General features: G+C 45.6%; 20 protein-coding genes and 1 tRNA gene. 17 read left to right on the top strand and 4 right to left on the bottom strand.

Going from position 1 to position 21,824, the window contains the following annotated elements; genetic code table 11:
- Window positions 1–9: 9 nt before the first annotated feature.
- From PAHA3_RS03925 to PAHA3_RS03965, 9 genes are all read left to right on the top strand, one after another.
- The gene (locus tag PAHA3_RS03925) at window positions 10–738 is read left to right on the top strand and encodes a response regulator transcription factor (protein WP_062833557.1); all 729 of its coding nucleotides are present in this window, start codon (window positions 10–12) and stop codon (window positions 736–738) included.
- 152 nt (window positions 739–890) lie between these two features.
- Window positions 891–2,072 carry a methyl-accepting chemotaxis protein gene (locus PAHA3_RS03930; RefSeq protein ID WP_062833558.1) on the top strand — a complete coding sequence of 394 codons (1,182 nt, stop codon included), beginning with the start codon at window positions 891–893 and terminating at the stop codon, window positions 2,070–2,072.
- A 228-nt stretch (window positions 2,073–2,300) separates the two neighbouring features.
- Entirely contained in the window at window positions 2,301–3,056 is a 756-nt protein-coding gene (gene pstB / locus PAHA3_RS03935; protein WP_036609821.1) for a phosphate ABC transporter ATP-binding protein PstB, read from the top strand.
- Window positions 3,057–3,119: 63 nt separating this feature from the next.
- Window positions 3,120–3,779 (top strand): phosphate signaling complex protein PhoU, encoded by a 660-nt coding sequence (gene phoU, locus PAHA3_RS03940; RefSeq protein WP_017689478.1) that lies wholly within the window; start codon window positions 3,120–3,122, stop codon window positions 3,777–3,779.
- Between the two features lie 237 nt (window positions 3,780–4,016).
- A complete protein-coding gene (gene polA / locus PAHA3_RS03945) occupies window positions 4,017–6,671 on the top strand; it encodes a DNA polymerase I (RefSeq protein ID WP_062833559.1) in 2,655 nt (884 codons plus the stop codon).
- 118 nt (window positions 6,672–6,789) lie between these two features.
- Window positions 6,790–7,626, top strand: coding sequence for a DNA-formamidopyrimidine glycosylase (gene mutM, locus PAHA3_RS03950; RefSeq protein WP_062833560.1), 837 nt, complete (start codon window positions 6,790–6,792; stop codon window positions 7,624–7,626).
- Between the two features lie 132 nt (window positions 7,627–7,758).
- Window positions 7,759–8,532 (top strand): manganese efflux pump, encoded by a 774-nt coding sequence (locus tag PAHA3_RS03955; RefSeq protein WP_062833561.1) that lies wholly within the window; start codon window positions 7,759–7,761, stop codon window positions 8,530–8,532.
- 9 nt (window positions 8,533–8,541) lie between these two features.
- Window positions 8,542–9,138, top strand: a complete 597-nt coding sequence (gene coaE, locus PAHA3_RS03960) for a dephospho-CoA kinase (RefSeq protein ID WP_062833562.1) — start codon at window positions 8,542–8,544, stop codon at window positions 9,136–9,138.
- Window positions 9,135–9,698: a lytic transglycosylase domain-containing protein gene (locus tag PAHA3_RS03965; RefSeq protein WP_062833563.1), complete on the top strand. Its 564-nt coding sequence runs from the start codon at window positions 9,135–9,137 to the stop codon at window positions 9,696–9,698. The genes coaE and PAHA3_RS03965 overlap by 4 nt, the downstream gene beginning before the upstream one ends.
- An 82-nt stretch (window positions 9,699–9,780) precedes the next feature.
- Here the strand turns inward: PAHA3_RS03965 and PAHA3_RS03970 are convergent, their stop codons facing one another.
- Window positions 9,781–10,002 (bottom strand): alpha/beta-type small acid-soluble spore protein, encoded by a 222-nt coding sequence (locus PAHA3_RS03970; RefSeq protein WP_053783555.1) that lies wholly within the window; start codon window positions 10,000–10,002, stop codon window positions 9,781–9,783.
- Between the two features lie 116 nt (window positions 10,003–10,118).
- Between PAHA3_RS03970 and nrdR the strand changes: the two genes are divergently transcribed.
- From nrdR to PAHA3_RS03985, 3 genes are all read left to right on the top strand, one after another.
- A complete protein-coding gene (gene nrdR, locus PAHA3_RS03975) occupies window positions 10,119–10,586 on the top strand; it encodes a transcriptional regulator NrdR (protein WP_062833564.1) in 468 nt (155 codons plus the stop codon).
- A 185-nt stretch (window positions 10,587–10,771) separates the two neighbouring features.
- Window positions 10,772–10,844: transfer RNA gene (locus tag PAHA3_RS03980), tRNA-Ala, on the top strand.
- 277 nt (window positions 10,845–11,121) lie between these two features.
- The gene (locus PAHA3_RS03985; RefSeq protein ID WP_062833565.1) at window positions 11,122–13,602 is read left to right on the top strand and encodes an S-layer homology domain-containing protein; all 2,481 of its coding nucleotides are present in this window, start codon (window positions 11,122–11,124) and stop codon (window positions 13,600–13,602) included.
- A 179-nt stretch (window positions 13,603–13,781) separates the two neighbouring features.
- On the opposite strand, the gene pdxR is transcribed toward PAHA3_RS03985, so the two are convergent.
- Entirely contained in the window at window positions 13,782–15,206 is a 1,425-nt protein-coding gene (pdxR, locus tag PAHA3_RS03990) for a MocR-like pyridoxine biosynthesis transcription factor PdxR (RefSeq protein ID WP_062833566.1), read from the bottom strand.
- Window positions 15,207–15,365: 159 nt separating this feature from the next.
- Here pdxR and PAHA3_RS03995 point away from each other — a divergent pair, with 159 nt between their 5' ends.
- From PAHA3_RS03995 to PAHA3_RS04015, 5 genes are all read left to right on the top strand, one after another.
- The gene (locus tag PAHA3_RS03995; RefSeq protein WP_082762710.1) at window positions 15,366–16,421 is read left to right on the top strand and encodes an LLM class oxidoreductase; all 1,056 of its coding nucleotides are present in this window, start codon (window positions 15,366–15,368) and stop codon (window positions 16,419–16,421) included.
- A 4-nt stretch (window positions 16,422–16,425) separates the two neighbouring features.
- A complete protein-coding gene (locus PAHA3_RS04000; RefSeq protein ID WP_062833567.1) occupies window positions 16,426–16,986 on the top strand; it encodes a methylated-DNA--[protein]-cysteine S-methyltransferase in 561 nt (186 codons plus the stop codon).
- A gap of 115 nt (window positions 16,987–17,101) precedes the next feature.
- Window positions 17,102–18,451, top strand: a complete 1,350-nt coding sequence (locus tag PAHA3_RS04005) for an FAD-binding oxidoreductase (RefSeq protein WP_062833568.1) — start codon at window positions 17,102–17,104, stop codon at window positions 18,449–18,451.
- 128 nt (window positions 18,452–18,579) lie between these two features.
- Window positions 18,580–19,413 carry an AraC family transcriptional regulator gene (locus tag PAHA3_RS04010; RefSeq protein WP_062833569.1) on the top strand — a complete coding sequence of 278 codons (834 nt, stop codon included), beginning with the start codon at window positions 18,580–18,582 and terminating at the stop codon, window positions 19,411–19,413.
- 191 nt (window positions 19,414–19,604) lie between these two features.
- Window positions 19,605–20,654, top strand: a complete 1,050-nt coding sequence (locus PAHA3_RS04015; protein WP_062833570.1) for an NAD(P)/FAD-dependent oxidoreductase — start codon at window positions 19,605–19,607, stop codon at window positions 20,652–20,654.
- Between the two features lie 112 nt (window positions 20,655–20,766).
- Here PAHA3_RS04015 and PAHA3_RS04020 read toward each other — a convergent pair whose 3' ends face one another.
- Together PAHA3_RS04020 and PAHA3_RS04025 are read right to left on the bottom strand one after the other, a co-directional pair.
- The gene (locus tag PAHA3_RS04020) at window positions 20,767–21,063 is read right to left on the bottom strand and encodes a putative quinol monooxygenase (RefSeq protein WP_062833571.1); all 297 of its coding nucleotides are present in this window, start codon (window positions 21,061–21,063) and stop codon (window positions 20,767–20,769) included.
- 96 nt (window positions 21,064–21,159) lie between these two features.
- Window positions 21,160–21,810 (bottom strand): nitroreductase family protein, encoded by a 651-nt coding sequence (locus PAHA3_RS04025; RefSeq protein WP_062833572.1) that lies wholly within the window; start codon window positions 21,808–21,810, stop codon window positions 21,160–21,162.
- Window positions 21,811–21,824: the final 14 nt, after the last annotated feature.

The raw sequence follows: 21,824 nt of genomic DNA on the forward strand, positions 1-21,824 counted from the left end.
AGGGGTATCATGGCACAGCGTTTGCTAGTTATTGAAGATGAACCTACATTATCAAGATTACTCACGTATAACCTGACACAAGAGGGTTATGACGTTACAGCTGAGGATCACGGATCAGCAGGATATGACCGGGCCTTGTCTCAGGAATTTGATCTGATTTTACTGGATCTGATGCTACCGGGTATGAATGGTCTGGACATTCTGAACAAGTTAAGAATTCAGGGTGTCAGTACACCAGTTATCATTCTGACGGCAAAGACCGGTGAAGCCGAGGTTGTACAGGGGCTGAAATCGGGTGCCGATGATTATATTACCAAACCATTTGGTGTATCGGAGTTATTAGCCAGAGTGGATGCGGTATTAAGACGTTATTCCAATGGTGAAGATTTACCACAGCCTGAGGACAAGGATGGTTCACGAATTATTTTGGGAGAGCTGGAGATCTATCCTCTGAAGTATGAAGTGACACTGGGTGGACAATCCATCAGTCTGCGTCCAAAAGAGTTTGAAGTACTGCTATATTTGGCCAAAAAGCCAGGTGTGGTGCTCACAAGGGATGATCTGATGAACGCGGTGTGGGGCTTCGATTATATTGGAGGTCAACGAACCGTGGATGTTCACGTCAGCTCATTACGTAAAAAGCTGGAGCTAGACCCGGAATCGGTTCACATTGATTCGATTCGCGGTGTAGGTTATAAATTGGTTGTCAAAAGAAAAACTCCCCATCATTCAAGTTAGCAATGATCGGGGAGTTTTATTTTACGTTCATTTAACATAAAGGAAGATTTTTCTTTACGCAGAGGGAGTAGCATGGACTTATCTGAGTGATACTTTGTACCTACATAACCTACCTCAAGACGGAGCTATTACGTAAAGGAGATTGCGTATTTATGCCTATGTTGCTCGAAGTGAAACCCGATCAGCCTCTCGTTGTTTTACATAATGAAGAATTAACTACACCTGAAATGAAGCATAATGAAGTAAGGGTTGTTGCTGAAGAGCCTGTAATCAATTTGCATGACTATTATCGTCAGGTTCCTGTCGCCGGGGTCCATACAACCTGTGGAGAAGCTGCGACGATGATGAATCAGGATCAGGAGCACCCGTGCATCGTATTATGTGATGAGCAGATGAAACCGACCGGGTTATTAATGCGTGAGACGTTATATCGGATGTTGAATGGTCGTTTTGCCGCAGATCTGTTCTACCGTAAACCCGTCATACAAGTAGCGAATGCATCTCCGGTTATTGCGGATATTGATATGGAAGCCACAACGATTATTGATATTGCACTTGGACGCACTGAACAGCATTTCTATGATTGTCTGCTCGTTACAGAACAAGACAGACTGCTCGGTGTGCTGACGATGCGTGACGTGATGTCTCTATCCAGAAGACTGCAACAGGCTGTTACGGAAGAGCGCATACGTACAGTAACCGAGAGCAGACAAGAGATATCTAGAATCAATAATGCAGTCACCAAGCTGGTGCAAGCGGCTAATCAAACTGTACATGAAGCCCGTGAGATCATGGCATTATCCGAGCATGGAGAAGAGAGTTTGAAGCACGTCGATGCTTCCTATAACCGCGTACATCAGCATATGGAGAGCCAAGGACAACATGCGGATTACATGCTGGATTCGATCAAAACCGGCTCAGGCATGGCACATTCCATTCGATCCCTGGCAGATCAAAGTGGACTCCTTGCGCTAAATGCTTCCATCGAAGCAGCTCACGCGGGTGAATACGGACGAGGTTTTCAGATTGTTGCAGGTGAGATTCGAGCGCTTGCGAAACAGACCCGTGAGGTTGCAGGCAACATGTCTTCATTGCTTGAGAATATTGGTGGATTGACCCTCCAGACAGTAGAACTGGTTAAGGCAAGCGGAACCGAAATTGACGATAGTTCAGTGCATGTGACCTCTGGGGGAGCAACGTTCCGGCAACTGAACAGTGCAGTGAGAGATTTGTCTCGTATAGCAGAGGAGATCGCCATGGAAGGCGGAAAAGCTGGAGAAGTCGCTGAGCATATTCGAATGAAGCTGGATGAGATGGTTGCGGATAGTGAGTGATATAAAAGCAAATCAATAAGGCAGGCATCAGCAATCAGATTGATCCATCAAGCAGATCATGAAGGTTAAGGATGTCTTTTTACATTCCGTTAACACGAAAGTGATACTGTTTTTACAATGAGAGGGTAGGATATTAAAGATGGCCGAGCAGAGATGAATCATTATCAGCATCGGTCTCAACGTAAAGGGAGTTTCAGTGTCCCTGCAGCGAAGGAGAAGTGAACATCCATGAAGGACCTCATTCACATTGAAAATCTTAATTTATACTATGATACGCATCACGCGCTTAAAAATATATCGATGGATCTGCCGGAAAAAACCGTTACTGCGTTCATCGGGCCGTCAGGTTGTGGTAAATCGACATTGCTTCGCACATTGAACCGGATGAATGACATGATTCCGGGTGTTCGTGTGGAAGGACAGGTTATGCTGAATGGCTCCGATATTTACAGTAATGAGATTGAAGTGGAGACCCTGCGTAAACGGGTCGGCATGGTGTTTCAACAACCGAATCCTTTCCCGAAATCCATCTATGATAACGTCGCTTATGGACCACGCTTGCACGGGGTAACCCAAAAGGCTGAACTGGATCAATTGGTGGAACAAAGCCTTGTCCATGCGGCACTGTGGGATGAAGTGAAGGATGTATTGAAAAAGTCGGCACTTAGTTTGTCCGGTGGACAACAACAGCGTCTCTGTATTGCACGGGCGCTGGCTGTACAGCCTGACGTTCTGCTAATGGATGAAGCAACATCGGCACTCGACCCGATCTCCACATTGAAGATTGAGGAACTGGTGAAGGAATTGCATCACAAGTATACGATCGTTATGGTTACCCACAATATGCACCAAGCGGCACGGGTATCTGGACGTACGGTATTTTTCCTGAATGGTGAAGTGGTGGAGGCAGCTGATACGGAGACGTTATTCTCCACACCGCAAGATTCCCGGACCGAGGATTATATCTCGGGAAGGTTTGGTTAAGCGAGCTGAATTGGAACGATCCCGGCATACCCGGAGATGATGGACAAGGAGGACATGAAATCTATGATTCGCAGAAAAGAATTTGATCAGGAGCTTGAAGAGCTACGTACCTTGCTCAAGCAAATGGGTGAACATGTAGGAGCGGCACTGGATGGTGCCATTGAGAGTCTGCAGACGATGAACGCGGAGAAAGCTCAGGTCATCATCAAGAATGATGCGAATCTGAATGCCCTTGAAGACAAGATTATGGAACTTGGCTCCAAACTGATCATCACACAACAGCCGGTGGCAAAGGATCTCAGACGTATTATCGTTGCTTTCAAAATTTCCAGTGATCTGGAGCGTATGGGAGATCTCGCGCTCGACGTGGCGAAGGTAACCCTTCGGATGGATGGACAGAAACTGATTAAACCTCTGGTGGATATTCCACAAATGGCAGAAATCGTGAAATCCATGATTGATGAATCCATCGAATCTTTCCTGAAAGAAAACACAGACCTGGCCTATAAGATGGCTCAAACGGACGATCAGGTCGATCAATTGTACAGTCACATGATCAGTGATCTCTACACGTTAATGACGGAGCATCCGAATCAGGCTTCTCAGGCTATGTTGCTGATGATGGTTGGACGTTACATTGAACGTATTGGTGATCATGCAACCAACATTGGTGAGAGTACGGTATACCTGGTGACAGGTAAACGTCCGGATCTGAACCAATAGGAAGAGCATTGTTTTGGAATTGGGGAATCAATGCTTGGCAAGAATAGCAATAATACCGAAATGAAGGACTTTCTCCCGGGTGGCCTGTGCACAGGCTGTCTGCGGAGAAGGTTCTTTTTTTGCGAGTAAAAATGATGTGAAAAGATGGCTAATCTTTTTGATGTGACAGGTGGGTATGGTATCATGAGAGTAGTTGTAATTTGAAGAGGTTGACCATATGATACGCGAGGTGCTGGAATGGACAAGTTTATTCTCATAGATGGAAATAGCATTATTTACAGGGCGTTTTTTGCAATGCCGCCACTGACCAACTCGAAAGGTCTGCATACCAATGCGGTATACGGCTTCACCACGATGCTGCTGAGACTGCTTGAAGAGCATAAGCCTACACATGTTATGGTCGCTTTTGATGCAGGCAAAATCACGTTCCGCCACGAAGGGTACCAGGAATACAAGGGTGGCCGGGAGAAAACACCACCAGAATTGTCAGAGCAATTCCCTTTGCTCAAAGAACTGCTGAAAGGACTTGGCATCGCTCAGTTTGAGCTGGCTGGATTCGAAGCGGATGACATCATCGGAACGTTAACCAAACGCGCAGATGAAGCGGGCAGACAGGTGCTCGTTGTATCGGGTGACAAAGATATGCTGCAGCTTGCCTCCGAACATGTACATATCGGGCTGACGCGTAAAGGAGTAACCGATATCGAACTGTATGATCCTGCTCAGATTAAGGAGCGCTATGGTCTGACGCCGTTGCAAATCATTGATCTTAAGGGTCTGATGGGCGATGCGTCCGATAATATTCCGGGGATTCCCGGAGTTGGAGAGAAGACAGCATTGAAGCTTTTGCACCAGTTCGGATCGGTAGAAGATGTGCTGAACGGCACAGGTGAATTGAAAGGCAAAATGAAAGAAAAGATTGAGGCCCACGCCGAAGATGCCCGGATGAGCAAAAAACTCGCGACGATTCACCGCGAAGTTCCGCTGGAGCAGACGTGGGAGGATATGCAATTTGCCGGATTAAAAGAAGAACATGCTGGCCCTGCATTGGCCAAACTGGAATTCAAATCTTTGCTCGAACGCCTGTCATTCAGTGGCAGCATCGGTTCTGAACAGGAAGCGGTCCCTGCTGCCGAGGTGCAATCCTCCATTGCAACAGAGGACACGATCAGTGAGCTGTTCAGTTCGCTTGATTCCATTGATGTACTCCACGTGGAAACACATGGGGATAACCCACACCAAGCGAAACTGATCGGACTAGCTGTAGGTTCTGCTGGAGCCTATACATTCATCGCTCCCGAATTGCTTCAATCCGAGGCAGCGGCTCCGGTGCGGGCATGGCTTGGTAATTCAGAGCAGCCTAAGCGCGGGTATGATCTTCATCGTGTAGATCTGGCCCTGCATGCACATGGCATTGAATTCGCAGGTGCGTCATTCGATGTACAACTGGCGGCGTATTTGCTTGATCCAACGGAATCCAACCAGACGATTAGTGGACTCACGACCAAGTATGGTCTACCTTCGCTCGTAGAGGATGACACCATTATGGGTAAAGGAGCCAAGTATAAGGTGCCGGAAATGGAGATCTTGGGCGATTTCCTATGTCGTAAAGCTGCTGCAGTAGCAGCCATTATTCCACTTCAGGAGCAGGTGCTGGAAACGGATGAGATGAATTCACTGTTCCATGAGCTGGAAATGCCGTTGTCACGCATACTGGCAGACATGGAGAAACAGGGCATCAAGGCCAATACAGCCGATCTGCAAGCCTTGGGCAGTGAGTTTGAAGAGCAGATCAGCAGGTTGATGGCTGAGATCTACAAGCTGTCAGGAACGGAATTCAATCTGAATTCACCGAAGCAACTGGGTGAGATTTTATTTGATAGACTGGGCCTGCCAGTGGTGAAGAAAACCAAAACCGGTTATTCCACAGATGCGGAAGTATTGGAGAAATTGGCTCCTTATAATGATGTGGTCAAGCATATTCTGCAATATCGTCAGCTTGCCAAGCTGCAATCCACTTATGTGGAAGGGTTACTCAAAGAGATTTCGGATCGCGATGGCAAGGTGCATACGTATTACCGTCAGACCATTGCTGCAACGGGACGGCTTAGCAGTCAGTTCCCGAACTTGCAAAACATTCCGATTCGGATGGAGGAAGGTCGCAAAATTCGGAAGGTATTTGTTCCTTCCGAGCCAGGATGGTCCATTTTGGCAGCGGACTATTCCCAGATTGAACTGCGTGTACTGGCACACATTTCAGACGATGAGCGCTTGAAGGAAGCGTTTGTCAACGATATGGATATTCATACGAAGACTGCTTCGGATGTATTTGGCGTGAAGCCTGAGGATGTGGATGGGGATATGCGTCGTTCCGCCAAGGCAGTTAACTTTGGTATCGTTTATGGAATAAGTGATTATGGTTTGTCACAGAATCTGCACATTACGCGTAAAGAGGCTGCACAGTTTATTGATCAGTATTTTGAAGTATTCCAGGGTGTGCGCCGATATATGGATGACATTGTGAAGGAAGCTCGGCAGGATGGTTACGTCAAAACGTTGTTGGAGCGACGTCGTTACCTGCCAGAGATTAACGCCAGTAATTTCAATCTGCGTTCCTTCGCAGAGCGTACGGCGATGAATACCCCTATTCAGGGAACAGCGGCAGATATCATCAAGCTGGCCATGGTACAGATGGATGAAGCGCTGCGGGAAAGCAATTTGAAGAGCCGTATGTTGCTTCAGGTGCACGATGAGCTTGTATTCGAAGTGCCTGCCGATGAATTGGAATTGATGAAAGATTTAGTACCTTCGGTTATGGAAAAAGCATTGGAACTGTCGGTTCCGCTGAAAGCCGAAGTCAGCTTTGGTGATAACTGGTACGAAGCGAAATAAATCAAGCGCTGTGCGGTTTTTCCGGTATTTTACAATAGACCTTTCCATGTTTTCGATATAAGAAAAGGGTCCCGCTGAGCGCCATCTTCCGTTATAATATAGGGGAGGTGAGAACATCATGCCGGAATTACCGGAAGTCGAAACAGTCAGAAGAACATTGAATCAACTTATTGTAGGCAAAACGATTGATCATGTTACCGTTAGCTTGCCGCGGATTATTCAGCGGCCGGACGACATAGATGCATTTGCACTGGAACTCGCGGGACATACCGTTATTGGGGTGGAGCGACGAGGCAAGTTTTTGCGTATTTTGCTGGACGGGCTTGTGCTTGTCTCCCATCTGAGGATGGAAGGAAGATACGGTGTGTACGAGCAGCATGAAGATGTGGAGAAGCATACACATGTGATCTTCCATTTTAATGATGGTACGGAATTACGTTATAAGGATGTGCGCCAGTTCGGTACGATGCACCTGTTCAATGCAGGTGAGGAACTGGTATCGAAACCTTTGCTGAAGTTGGGACTGGAGCCGCTTGATCCGGCCTTTACAATAACTGCATTCCGTGAGGCGGTTGGCAAGCGCACAACCAAAATTAAAGCTGTACTGTTAAATCAGGCATATGTGGTCGGCATCGGGAATATTTATGTGGACGAGGCTCTATTTCGCGCAGGCATCCATCCCGAGACTATTGCCAAGACACTGACCGAAGCTCAGTTAACGGTGCTGCATGAAGCGATTGTGGCAACGTTGCAAGATGCAGTGAATGCAGGAGGATCTTCCATCAAATCCTATGTGAATGGACAGGGTGAGATGGGCATGTTCCAGCATCAACTGAAGATCTACGGACGTAAGTCAGAGCCGTGTGCAACATGTGGTACGTTAATCGAAAAAACGGTAGTTGGTGGCCGTGGTACGCATTTTTGTCCGAACTGTCAGCCGCTGAACATGAACTGAATGAACGAAATAATGAAATCATAGCACCCTTGGATTCCTCCCTCCATATACTGATATGGCAGAAATAAGCGGGCGTATACCCATACTGGCATCTTCAGTTGGCACGAGTACCGCACAGAGGAGGAATCCGGGGTGCTGCATCATTTTATTTCATTGCTGGCGCTTGCTTTGGCGCTTAGTTTAGATGGTTTTGGAGTCGGGATTACATATGGGTTACGGAGGACTAAGATTCCCCTGTTATCTATCGCTGTTATTTCGATCTGTTCGGGATTGGTTATTGCCTTGTCGATGCAAGTAGGTGTGCTGTTGTCCCATGTGGTGTCACCGGATATCGCTTCGATTGTGGGAGCCGTTATATTGATCGGCATTGGTGCATGGTCACTGTTGCAACTTATTCGAAAGCAAGGCAAAGAACAGCTGGAAACAGACACTAGAACGAACGAGGGAACGGAAACATCAGCAACTGGAGTTGGAGAAACACAAGAGACACTGACGGATTCAAAAGGCAGGAACCAGGTGCTTGCGCTGGATCTGGAACAGTCGGCTTCAGGTGGATCGCTGGAACGCATGGTATTTACACTGGAGCTGCGTAAGCTTGGGGTCGTCATTCAGATCCTTCGCAGTCCCTCCAAGGCGGATATGGATAACTCGGGGAGTATATCTGCCCAAGAAGCGATGTGGCTTGGTATTGCCTTGTCTCTGGATGCGTTTGGAGCAGGATTGGGAGCGGCACTTCTGGGATTCCCTACACTATGGACGGCACTCATTATTGCGCTGTTTAGTGGGGCGTTTTTGTCACTCGGCATGAAGGTTGGACTGCGTTTCTCAGCTCTGCGCTGGATGCGAAGACTGTCTGTATTGCCAGCACTATTGTTAATGATTATGGGAATAATGAAGCTGTTATGAGGTGAAACGATGAATATAGGCTTAACCGGCGGGATCGCGACAGGCAAAAGCAGTGTTTCCGCCTATCTCGCCAGTAAGGGAGCGTTGCTCATCGATGCAGACGTTATTGCCCGGGAAGTTATGATGCCCGGGCATCCCGTGTTGGCCGCCGCTGTTGAGCGGTTCGGACAAGCCATACTGAACGAAGATGGAACACTGGATCGGAAAAAGCTTGGAAGCATTGTTTTTCAACAACCAGAGGAACGAAAGGCATTGGAGGCCATCACACACCCAGCGATCCGTAGAGAGATGCGCGAACGGGCCGCCGCATACGCGTTGCAACATCCGGATAAACTTGTGGTATCTGATATTCCTTTGTTATACGAATCGGGTCTGGAAGATGGTTTCGAGGAAGTCATGGTTGTATATGTTCCCAGGTCAGTCCAACGAGATCGCTTGATGAGTCGGGATGGAATGACTGCGGCACAGGCTGAAGCCCGGATGGATGTACAGATGGATATTGAGCGCAAAAAGCAGCTTGCAGACATTGTCATCGATAACAGCGGCTTATGGCCTGCGACGGAGCAGCAAATTGACTCATATTTACAGCGTAAGGGTTTGTTATGAAAATATTACGCAAGAAACGTGTACTGCTGTTGATGTTTGTGTCCTTTGTACTGGTGTTATTTCTGAATACAAACTGGATGGCATGGTTCTATCCAATTCATTATAAGGAAGAGATTCGCGCCCAATCTCAGAGTTATGAGGTTGATCCGTTTCTGATTGCTTCCATTATCAAGGTGGAGACCAATTTTAAGACAAGCAAGGAATCCAAACGTGGTGCCATTGGGCTCATGCAACTGATGCCTGACACGGCGAACTGGATACTGGAACAAGCCAAAATTCCCGACACTTCGCTGGAGGAATTGAAGCACGAGCCTGAACGCAATATTCAATTAGGCACATGGTATCTGCGCAATCTGTCCGATCAATTTGATGGCAATGAAGCGGTTATGATCGCTGCCTATAATGCGGGTCCAGGCAAAGTAAACAGTTGGCTTAGAGATGGTGTATGGGATGGCTCGTTCGATACGGTGAAAGATATTCCGTTTGGTGAGACGCGTCACTATGTACAAAGAGTCATTTACTATTATAATCAGTATGTAAAGATCTATAATACGTTCTAAGTATATAAGTAGAAGCACAGAGCAGGCCGGTTATTCACCGGCCGCTCCATGCTCCTCTGTGTAGCGTAATACGATGCAGATATTATTGGTATTGACCTGCCAATTGCTGTTCTGCAATTGTTACCAGACGCTTCGTGATGTATCCACCGATCGAACCGTTCTCGTAAGAAGTCATGTTACCTTGGTATCCGTCTTGTGGGATGCTGATTCCGAGTTCTTGAGCAACTTCATATTTCAGTTGTTCGAGGGCTGCGGAAGCTTTAGTTACCACCAAGTTGTTGGAGTTACCGTTGCTTTGTGCCATTGCTGTTCACCTCCTCGCGGGTTGGTAAAAGTATTATGTGTCGGCAATGCGTTTTTCATTACAAAATGAGTACAGGGAATATGTGGTAAAAAGTAAAACGTGGGAAGTGATCTGATTTGAAATGTCCTTATTGCGCTTTTCTGGGCACCAAAGTCCTTGATTCAAGGCCGGCTAATGAATCAAAATCGATTCGTCGCCGTCGTGAATGTGAGCAGTGCGCCAGAAGATTTACAACGTTTGAGATGATTGAAGAAACACCATTGATCGTTATTAAGAAAGATGGCAGCCGGGAAGAGTTTAGCCGGGACAAGATTCTCCGTGGGCTTATTCGTGCCTGTGAGAAGCGTCCAGTCTCTGTTGAGACGCTGGAGATGATGGTATCTGAGGTAGAAAAGTCTTTGCGTAATACAGCCGATGCTGAGGTCGAGAGCCGCCAGATTGGTGAGCTATTGATGGAGCAGCTGTTTCCAGTCGATGAAGTGGCGTATGTGCGCTTTGCTTCCGTGTATCGCCAGTTCAAGGATATCAATATGTTCATGAAAGAACTAAAATCCCTGTTGTCCAAAGACAATCTGGAGGATTAGTGAAGTGGGTAAGGGGAGAAGAGCAGTCTGAGGTTCCAGTCCGTATGTGCCAGTGAAATCGGTTGTTCTTCTCCAATCACTTTGGAGCTTCAAAAAGTGATTGACAGCGAAAGCTGGATTTTATATGATATAGGAGTCGTCTGCGGAACGTAGCAGAGCTGGACAAGTTGTTCATTTTATATCCTGGGGCCTTAGCTCAGCTGGGAGAGCGCATCGCTGGCAGCGATGAGGTCAGGGGTTCGATCCCCCTAGGCTCCATATTTAAAAACGTCATCACATTAATGTGATGGCGTTTTTGTATTTGACTAACTGTAAAGCGTTCTAGACAACCATAAGACTCTTGAGACCTACTAGAAGAGATACAGCATTGATATGTATCATCTTTTTTAAACTCTTAAAGTTAAGCTAGAATTAAGACAGAGTTAAGTTGATCAATAGGGTGGTATCCAATACACTTCTCGTGTGAGCATTTTCGACATATAATGCCAGCAAAAAAAGGATACCAATCAATTTAACGATGAGGGGAAATTAACACATGAGATGGTTTTCTGTGGAAGTGCAGAAGTTATTCATTTGCCTGATTATTTTGGCTGTGAGCATGGGAGGAGGTTGGACGACCTCGAAGATTCAAAAAGCTAGTGCTGCTACCTTTGGTGACTGGGTGTATTCAGTTGATGGAGATGGAACTGCGACAATCACAGGGTATTCAGGCAATGAATTGGTGGTTGATATTCCTCGTGTTTTAGATACTTACGAAGTCACCCATATAGGACGTGAAGTTTTTAAAAACAAACAATTAACCAGTGTGACCATCCCCGATAGCGTGACCCATATAGGGTCAAATGCATTTTACAAAAACCAATTGACAAGTGTGACCATCCCGAATAGCGTAACCAGCATAGGGTCAAATGCTTTTGCAGATAACAGATTAACCAGCGTGGTTATCCCCGAAAGTGTAACCGTTATTGACTATTTAGCATTTAGCTATAACAAATTAACCAGCATCACGATTCCGAGTAATGTAACTAGCATCGGTACAATGGCTTTTATGACAAACGAATTAGAGAACGTAATCTTTGAAGGAAGATCCATAGCGATCGTCTCTGATTGGTTTTTGGATAACGATAAATTAGTTAAAATCTCTGGCTATGAAAATGCGGAACAGTTTGTGGCTTCGAACAATAGCGAACCGAATACTCCAATCAAATTGATTTATGAAAAAATGATTTCAATTCGTTTTAATCCAGATGGTGCAGCTTGGTCGAATGCTCAAACGACGGAATTAACAGGTACTTCATACATTCCAGCGGTGAAAAGTTACAAATGGACAAAGACGACCGTGGAACCAGATGCCAACGATTGGACGCCGTTTGATGGAACCGTTCAGATTCTTACCCCTCTAGATGCAGGCACGTGGTATTTACATGTTCAGACCGTCGAAAGTAACGGTAATAAAACATTCTACCATTCGAATGCTTTCAATATAGAACGAACACCGCCCGTTATTCAACTAAGCGTCACTTCAACTGCTCCTACGAATCAGCCAGTTTCAATTACGACTGATGTTTCTGATGAGGATAGCGGGGTTGCGTTACAGAAATGGGCGGAGGGAAATCGTGATAACTCCTATTTTGTCGCTGCTGGTACAGCGTTTAGCGGCAACAGCTTCAGTGTTGCGGAGAACGGAACCTACACCGTCTATGTGGAAGATGCTGCCGGAAATGAGAGCATTGAAACGATTACCGTTAGCAACATTTCTACAGTAGGCCCTACCATTCAATGGACGATCAACTCGTCTGAGCCGACAAGAGAGAACGTAAGTGTTACGGCTGATGTCTATGCTCAGAATGGAATTGATCTGGTGAAATATGCGTTGGGCAAACAGGATAGCAGCTACTTTGCAGCGGCAGGAACACCGTTGGTTATCGTAAACGGTACTGCCGGAATTGTCGTCGTCGATAATGGATGGATGACCATATATGCCAAAGATCAAAGTGGCAACGAGACTGTGAAGCAAGTAGAAATAACATCAATTGATCGTAATAAACCGACAATTACTCTAGTTGGTAATTCCTTGATAGAGATAAATAGCGGAACCGGGTTTATCGATCCTGGAGTGAGAGCCTCCGATGAGTATGATGGGGATGTGACCTCGCAAGTTGTCAGATCAGGTGATCCGATAGATGCCAATAAGCCAGGAGTCTATACGATTCATTATGACGTAACCGACCGAGCTGGAAACGCGGCTGAACGGGTAAGCAGAACGGTGAAGATTATAGAATCGAGACCTTCAAACGGAGGGACTACACCGTCACCAGCTCCATCAACACCTTCATCAACAACAACGCCGACTCCACCTACATCTGCACCGCCAACAACATCAACACCAGTGCCGACATCTAAGCCTTTTTATAATGAAAAGGTTAATATTGACGTAATTAAAGCTTTGGTAGAGGAAGCAAATTCAGTACCTGCTATAACATTCAAGGATGTACCTGTGAATGCTCCAAACGCGAAAGCAATTGAATTAGCGACTAAGCTTGGGATCATTAAGGGGTATAAGGATGGTTCATTCCATGCTAATGCTACCGTCACTAGAGCTGAATTTGCGACGATGTTAGTAAAAGCACTTGGTTTAACATCAGAAGGTAATACTAACTTCCGGGACACCAATGGGCACTGGGCGGGAGAGGCAATAGCTACATTAAAAGCAAGTGGTATTATCAACGGATACCTGGATGGAACATTCAGACCGAATCAGTCTATTTCCAGAGCAGAAATCGTGGCTATGCTTTCAAAGGTATTGAACACTAATTTAGAGAAGAATGCTAAATTTACGGATGTTTCTGGTAATTGGGCAGAGGCGGAGATTGATACGTTATCCGATATGGGTATTGTAAAAGGTGGAACGGATGGTTCATTCAAACCAAACGCTAAAGCTTCAAGAGCCGAGTCGTTACTCATAATTTTACGTATGCTAAATATCAGTCTTGGTTCTACGCTAGACATAGAGTAATTATTTCATTGAATTAAACAGAGATGAGGTAAGGGTTCCATCCCTTTAGGCTCCATATAGTAGTAAAAAAACACGCCTTTGATGGCGTGTTTTTTTGTTTTGCACTTAAATTATCCCATGATGCGTTGCCAGACTAGCCTTCAATTCATCCAATTGCAGCGAAATACTTTAATGTAAACTCAACGTTCACTTTCTCCAAACCAAGCACGATGAAGCGAATGTACGCCCTTTTGAATATCCTCCATACTCAAACCGCCAAAACCGATCTGAACCATGGATTGCTCAGCCTGAGCTTGTTGTGCCCAGAAGGGCAATACCGGATAGACTTGGGTACCTTCCTTTTCAGCTGTGGCAATCAATTGTTGCTCATGCATTCCATTATGTACACGCAGTAAAATGTGAAGTCCTGCATCCTGACCAATGACTGTCACGTTAGATCCCATCAGCTGCTGAATTGTTGAGATCAGTGTGGATTGCTTATGGCGGTATACTTTGCGCATTTTGCGAATGTGGGCTTCCCAATGTCCATTTCTCATAAATAGCTCCAGTGTATTTTGGTGAAAACGTGAAACGGTCTGATCATACAAACGGTAGTTATGCTTATTATGAAGCTCCAGCAAGTGTTTAGGCAGAACCATGTAGGCAATACGTATTGAAGGAAGCAGGCATTTTGAGAAAGTCCCCAGGTATACCGTACGTTGATGGCTATCCAGACTCTGCAAGGAAGGTATCGGCTTACCGACATATCTAAACTCGCTATCGTAATCGTCCTCAATAATAATGCCATTCTGGTCTGCTGCCCATTTCAGTAATTGCATTCTCTTGTGGAGAGGCATGACCATCCCATAGGGGAACTGGTGAGACGGCGTAATATACGCGATGCGGGACTGACTCTCATAGAGCTGCTGAATATGAAGCCCATCCGTTTCCAACGGAATCGGACGAAGTTGTAGACCATGATGTTGAAAAATCGTTCGAGCACCGTCATAGCCAGGCTCTTCCATCGCTATACTGCGGTTATCGGGTTTTAATAATCCAGATAACACGGCAAGTAGATATTGAATGCCAGCACCTATCATGATTTGATCTGGTGAACAATTCACACCTCTTGATCCGTGCAGGTACTTGGCAATTTCCATTCGAAGGCCAGGTTCTCCAAGTGGATCACCATAAGAAAATAAGGCCTGATGGTTTTGCTGTAAGCTGAGGTTGGACAATTTACGCCAAGTAGCAAGTGGAAAATGCTCAGCATCCACATCACCATATCGAAAATTGTACTGGATTGATGGATGAGCCAGTGCGTGATCTTCCGACCCTTGTTTACGAACATGAGGAGATGAGGGCAAGGTATCCAATTGCAGATCCATAACGTATAAGCCACTTCTTGGTTTGCTTAGAACGTAACCTTCTGCTAATAACTGTTGATAGGCCAGATCAACGGTATTACGGCTAATATGTAAGTGTGCAGACAGCGAACGAATGGATGGAAGCCGTGTCTGCGCTGGCAACTTCCCGTTCATAATTTCCTTCTTAATATATTGATATAGCTGGGTGTATAACGGCTCTTCAGACTCTCTCTTCAGCAATAAGGTTAAATCGATCATCTATAACCTCCTATTGGTTTTGTCAACTGCCCCTATAACATAGTTTAGTTTTGTCACTACTTATGGGGTCAATGGACGATTACAATTATATCACGTCCTGTCTGGGTGGGAACAGCACTCCATGACGGGGATCACCATTGCTTTAGGAGGAGACTTGAATTGGATAAAAAAACAGACTCCATTGGACAAATGGAGAGAGGTCAACAATCCGCACTGAATGTGGGTGGATTTCATAATCATCCCGGTTTCCGGCGTATGTTTGCCCCTGATCAATTGACAATAGGCCTATTTCTACCGCTTAGATTTTATACAGGTAACATGGATGTTCTGAAGGGTCAGGCTGACCTGGTGGATATAATCGATCAACAACATTTTGCATCCGTGTGGGTGCGTGATGTTCCGCTATTTGATCCTGGATTCCGAGATGCCGGGCAGGTATTCGATCCATTTGTTTATCTTGCCTACCTTGCTGCAAGGACCAAAAACGTATCCTTGGTAACAGGAAGTGCCATTTTCACGCTTCGCCATCCGATTGATTTAGCCAAGGCAGCCGCTTCCATTGATGTACTTTCGGGCGGACGACTTGTACTAGGCATTGCATCAGGTGATCGCCCTGCTGAGTTTCCGGCATATGGATTACATGTGGATCATCGGGATGAACGTTTTCGAGATACCGTAAAATTCTTTCGTGAGCTGATTCAGCATAACAGTCCCACCATTCAATCATCGCTGGGTCAAATGAGTGGGCTTGATTTGTTACCTAAGCCTGCAACAGGTGGTATACCACTTGTTGTGACAGGTTCAAGCAGGCAATCCTTGGATTGGATCGCAGAGCACAGTGATGGTTGGCTCACCTATCCCGAAGCGACGGCTAATGACTCCGGTCCCCGCATGCTTGGACATAAGATCAATGCATGGCGTGAAAAAATACCTAATGGAATGTTCAAGCCGCATATGACGAACGAATGGATTGATCTTGTAGAAGATGTCAATTATCCTCGAACACCACTTCGTGGCGGGTACATATTACGTACAGGACGGGCAGGTCTCATTCAGCTTTTGGAGGAATGGCGAGCAGTCGGCGTTAATCATGCTGCACTTGGTATTCAATTTTCGAGTCGGCCACCCGCCGAGGTGATCCAGGAGTTGGCAGAGGAAGTGCTGCCATTATTTCCGACGCATACAGGTACAGCTCCAATAGCTACCGGGTGGTAAGAGAATGAAGTCAATGCATACTGAAATTTACTGGACAACCTTTACACATACTCTGTTCAACGACTTGCCAGTGAATGTAGCTGCAACGGAGCGAGGATTATGCCTGATATCTATGCCGGATGATACCCATATGAATATGAAGGAATGGGTCGTCAAGAAGTTTGTCCATGCAAATCTAGTTGAAGATCAGAACAGGCTTTCTCCATATGTGGAACAGTTGCAATGGTATTGTGAGGGGAAAAGTAAGGCATTCGATATTCCTCTTGATCTACAGGGGACGAAATTTCAGATATCAGTGTGGCAAGCGTTAATGACGATTCCATATGGTGAGATTCGCAGTTATTTGGAGATTGCGAAGATGATCGATCATCCCAAAGCCATCCGTGCGGTGGGCAGCGCCAATGGAGCGAATCCGATTCCCATAGTCATTCCATGCCACCGTGTCATCGGCAAAAACGGAACATTGACTGGTTATAGTGGCGGATTAAAGATGAAAGAAAAGTTGCTTCAACTGGAAGGATACGATAGATACACGGTTTCGGGTCATCCTCGATTCAATTTTTAGCAGGTCAGATTATTTTTATACATTCGCCCATTCCCTCCGCGAATGCCCTTCATACAGTATAAAGTGCCTTGTGTTGCAATACTGTAGAACATTTGTTCAATAGGGAGTGGGACGTGTGAAATCATCAACAAAGCTTACCGGACGGGTTATTTATAAAGGAGATCCGGGATATGAAGCGGCGCGCAAGAACTGGGACCCGCATACCGACAAATATCCTAAAGTCTTTGTATTTGCTCAAAAAACGAAAGACGTCTCCAATGCCATCAAATGGGCGCGTGAAAACAATGTACCGATCAGGCCGCGTAGTGGCAGACATGCGCTTGAGGTCAATCTTTCACAGGTTAACGGCGGAATTGTGATTGATGTGAGTGATCTGAATTCCATTAAGCTTGATAAGAAAAATGGAACCGTTGTTGTGGGGACGGGTAATCGAGTGGGAAGAATTGCGAATACCCTTGCCAAGCAAGGATTCATAGCTCCTTTTGGTGATAGCCCTACCGTAGGGATCGGTGGAATTACATTAGGTGGGGGAATTGGGCCTCTCCAGCGTACCATCGGTCTTATCAGTGATAACTTGCTTGAGGTAGAGATGGTGGATGCCAACGGAAAAGTGATTCGGGCCAATAAAAATCGTAATTCAGATCTCTTTTGGGCCTCGAGGGGAGGAGGCGGTGGTAACTTCGGAGTATACACTCGTTACAAATTCAAAGTGCGCCGTGCTCCAGCGAAGGCTACTGTATTTAAAATCACCTGGCCATGGTCTCAATTCGAAGAGGTACTTAAAGTATGGCAGAGGTGGGCTCCCTCAGTTGATACGAGACTGGGCAGCGAGTTGTCCATCGGACCGAAAAAGGGTGGCAACGTCCTTATGGAAGGGTTGTTCTTAGGCTCTAAAACAGAGGCTCTCCGTTTATTACGGCCAATTACGAGTGTTGGCAAACCGACGAGCTCCGTTGTTCGTTTGTTACCTTACACGGAAGTGGTAAAGTTCTTATTGCTTCCTGATCCAATTGAGACTCAAAGGTACAGTAACCAGTTCTCGTCCGGTTTTGGACAGAAACCATTCCCTGACAAAGCCATCAAATCGATGCGCGCATTTTTGGAGAACTTGGAAGAGGGACCAGGCGGGTTCTATTTCCTCAACTGGGGCGGAGCGGTAAGTCGCAAATCACCTAGATCTACCGCGTTCTTCTGGCGCAAAGAGAAGTTCTATGTGGAATGGACCAGTACGTGGCTCAAACCATCCCATGGCGCCAAAAATATTGCACTCGCTCGTAATACTCGCAAGAAATTGCAACCATACATTGTGGGTTCCTATATCAACGTTCCAGACCAAGGGATCAAGAATTCCGGTCCAGTGTACTATGGAGCCAACTATGCCAGACTGCGGAGAGTCAAAGCCAAGTATGACCCGAAAAATGTGTTTAACAATCCGCAAAGCATCACGCCGGCTCGGAGAGTATAATCCATTGTAACCTGTTCAATGAGTGAAGAAACACGCCTTAATTGGCGTGTTTTTTGCTATGTATGTTAGTATAAATGCCAAAACCAAAAATGAAATCAAGTCATTGATATAGAGAGCAGGTACACGCCATGATTGATGTAGATCAACTAGCCAACACATTTGCAAGCAGTCATTATGAGATACATGAGGTCAACCGATTGGTGATCCAGCCCAGAAGTATACTGCGTGAATTTAAAACTCTGAAGTACGGGTTTCTTTTTGTAATGCGTGGAGAAGCACGAATGACGGTCAATGGAACGATATACGAACTACAATCCGGGTCAGTGTTTCATGCGGCTCCTGGCATGAAGATGGATTCCCGAGTGATTAGCGAAACCGAGTATGAATACTACGCTGTATTCTATGGGGCGGACAAGATGGATGATGCAAAAGAACAAGACGTCCAAAATGCATTAGATGTGCATTTCAAAATGGATCAGGCAGTCAATCCGAGGATCGTAGAATTATTGGCGATGCTGCAAGAACATGCTTATCATTCTGGGGGGATGGAAAAGCTTCGAGTGAAGCAACTATTTCTGAGTATCCTGGTCGAGGTTCTGATGGGGTACAGGCAGCGGGAAAGTGTAACTTCTCCGAGTGAACAGGTCATTGAGGAAGCTCTGTCCTACATTAATGTCAATTACATGAATCCACTGACACTGGACGAGTTAGCAGAGACACATGGAATGAATTCCAAACAGTTTTCCTATTTTTTTCATAAGTACACGGGATTGCGACCCATTGATTATGTCATCCATCATCGTATGGAGAAGGCAAGGGATCTGTTGAAATCGGGGAATTTTCTTATCCGTGATGTAGCCATCAGTGTAGGGTATCCTAATCCGTTATATTTCAGCAGAGTGTTTAAAAATAAATTCGGTGTATCTCCCTCAGCATATGCGGATCAGTTAGAAAGGCATTAAAACTAATTCCAACATGTACTTGAATTAAATTAGACAATAATACATATGGAATTCGTGATTTGTGTATTCGCATGAGCGCTCATCCTTGCTATCATATTTAATGATAATGAGAATCATTATTAATATATGTTTCAAATACGTGAACCGGCCCATCATTGGGCAGAACATATTTAGAAATGAGGGCATACAGGATGAACGAGCGTGAAGTATTTGATGTAACCATTATCGGTGGAGGACCCGCTGGTTTATTTTCGGCTTTTTATAGTGGGCTGCGTGAGATGAAAACGAAAATTATTGAATTCCAACCTTATCTGGGCGGGAAGGTACATGTTTATCCTGAAAAGATGATCTGGGATGTGGGCGGGTTACAACCTGTTCCCGGTGCCCAGTTAATCGAACAGATCGTCAATCAGGGACTGACATTTCAGCCAGAGGTAGTTCTTGGAGAAAAGGTCACGTCCATATCCAAAGATGAACAGGGGTATTTTACATTGCACACAGCCTCCACAGAGGTGCATTACTCCAAAACCGTGATCTTGGCTATCGGCGGAGGAATCTTGAAACCAATCAAACTGGAGATTGAAGGAGCAGAACGTTTTGAAGTGTCCAATCTACATTACACCGTCAAATCACTCTCCCGCTTTAAAGACAAAACGGTTCTCATTTCCGGTGGAGGGAATGCGGCGATTGATTGGGCGAATGAACTCGCACTTATTGCCAAACAAGTCTATCTGACGTATCGGAAAGATACACTGAAGGGGCATGAAGCTGAAATATCTCGTCTTTGCAACAGTTCGGTCGAGTGCCTGCTTAATACAACGATCGAGAAGTTGGTCGCTACAGATGATCATCAACAGATTGAGACGGTTGTGTTGAAACGCAATGAGGATGGCGCAGCACTTGAGCTGGCAGTGGATGAGGTCATCATTAACTATGGCTATGAGCGTGATAAGGAATTGCTGGTCAACAGTCATATTCAGATTGATATGAAGGATCATTGGATTGCAGGAACGCCGGTCAGCGAGACATCCGTACCGGGCATCTATGCCGCGGGTGATATTTTGCATCATGAAGGAAAGCTTCATCTGATTGCCGGAGCGTTCCAGGACGCAGCCAATGCTGTGAATCGAGCGAAGTTGCATGTGGCACCTGATGCGAATGCACACGGGATGGTCTCCTCGCACAATGATTTGTTTACTCAGAAAAATCGCGAATTAATGAAAGATTTGTACACCAAGTAATGCGGATCTGAAGTGGACGTATTTTCAAAAGAAAACTAAAAAAGCCGCCCTCGGTCATATGACCAAGAGCGGCTTCTTCACATGCCAACTACGCATGCCAGTCAATGAGCGATTAAGCTTTCACTTGTTCTCCAGCAAATACTTCAACGTTCATTGGAGCGGCCATGAATGCTGCTGCTTGTTGTACAAAAGCTTGGAAATGCGCGCTTGTGTTGTGGGAAGCTGTAGCAGCTTCATCTTTCCACAGCTCGATCATCGTGTATTTTTGTTCTTGTTCTGTGCTCTTCGCCAGATCATAGCTGATGTTGCCTTCTTCTTGACGTGTTGCAGCAATCAGTTCTTTCGCAGATGCGAGGAATGCTTGCTCTTGGTCCGGTTTAACTTGCAGATGCGCGTGAATGATAATCATAGTGTATAACCTCCATATTGTGTTTGTTGGATTGTGTTAAGAATGTAAGCTTATTGAGCAATTTAATCATGACTTACAGGGAAAACGTCCCTGATATTATGCCCAAGTTGTGATTGTATCTACGGGCAGACGGTAGGAAGGGTGGCCTTCTTTAGCCGATTTACCGATCGAGATCAACATAACCGGTTGATAACGCTCTTTGTCCATGCCGAATGCTTCAGCAATTTGATCTTTTTCGTAACCACCGATTGGGTTCGTGTCATAACCATGAGCACGTGCAGCAAGCATCAATTGCATGGAAGCAAGACCTGCATCAATCAGGTTAACGTCGCGAAGATCGGCAGCAGGCATGTTGTCATAGTAAGGTTTAACAAATTGAACTTGTGCGTCTTTAACTTCTTGTGGCATGAAACCATGTTCTACCGCTTTGCTGAAGATCTCTTCCAGATATTCAGCATTATTCATGTCAATAAATACGCCAACGACAGCTGCTGAAGTCAATACTTGATTTTGATTGAATTTAGCAAGAGGCGCGAGTTTTTCTTTGCCTTCAGCTGTATCTACAACAAGAAAACGCCAAGGTTGCATATTAACGGAAGAAGGTGCACGTGAAGCTTCTGCCAGAATTTCTGTCATTTCTTCACGACTGATTTTTACCTCAGGATCGTAAAGCTTAACAGAACGACGACCGTAAGTAATTTCGTTAAAATCATTGGTTTTTTGGAATTTGCTTTCAATTGTACTCATGGATAAATCTCTCC

Source organism: Paenibacillus amylolyticus (assembly GCF_001570725.1).
In the GTDB taxonomy this organism is placed as follows: Bacteria; Bacillota; Bacilli; order Paenibacillales; family Paenibacillaceae; genus Paenibacillus; species Paenibacillus amylolyticus_A.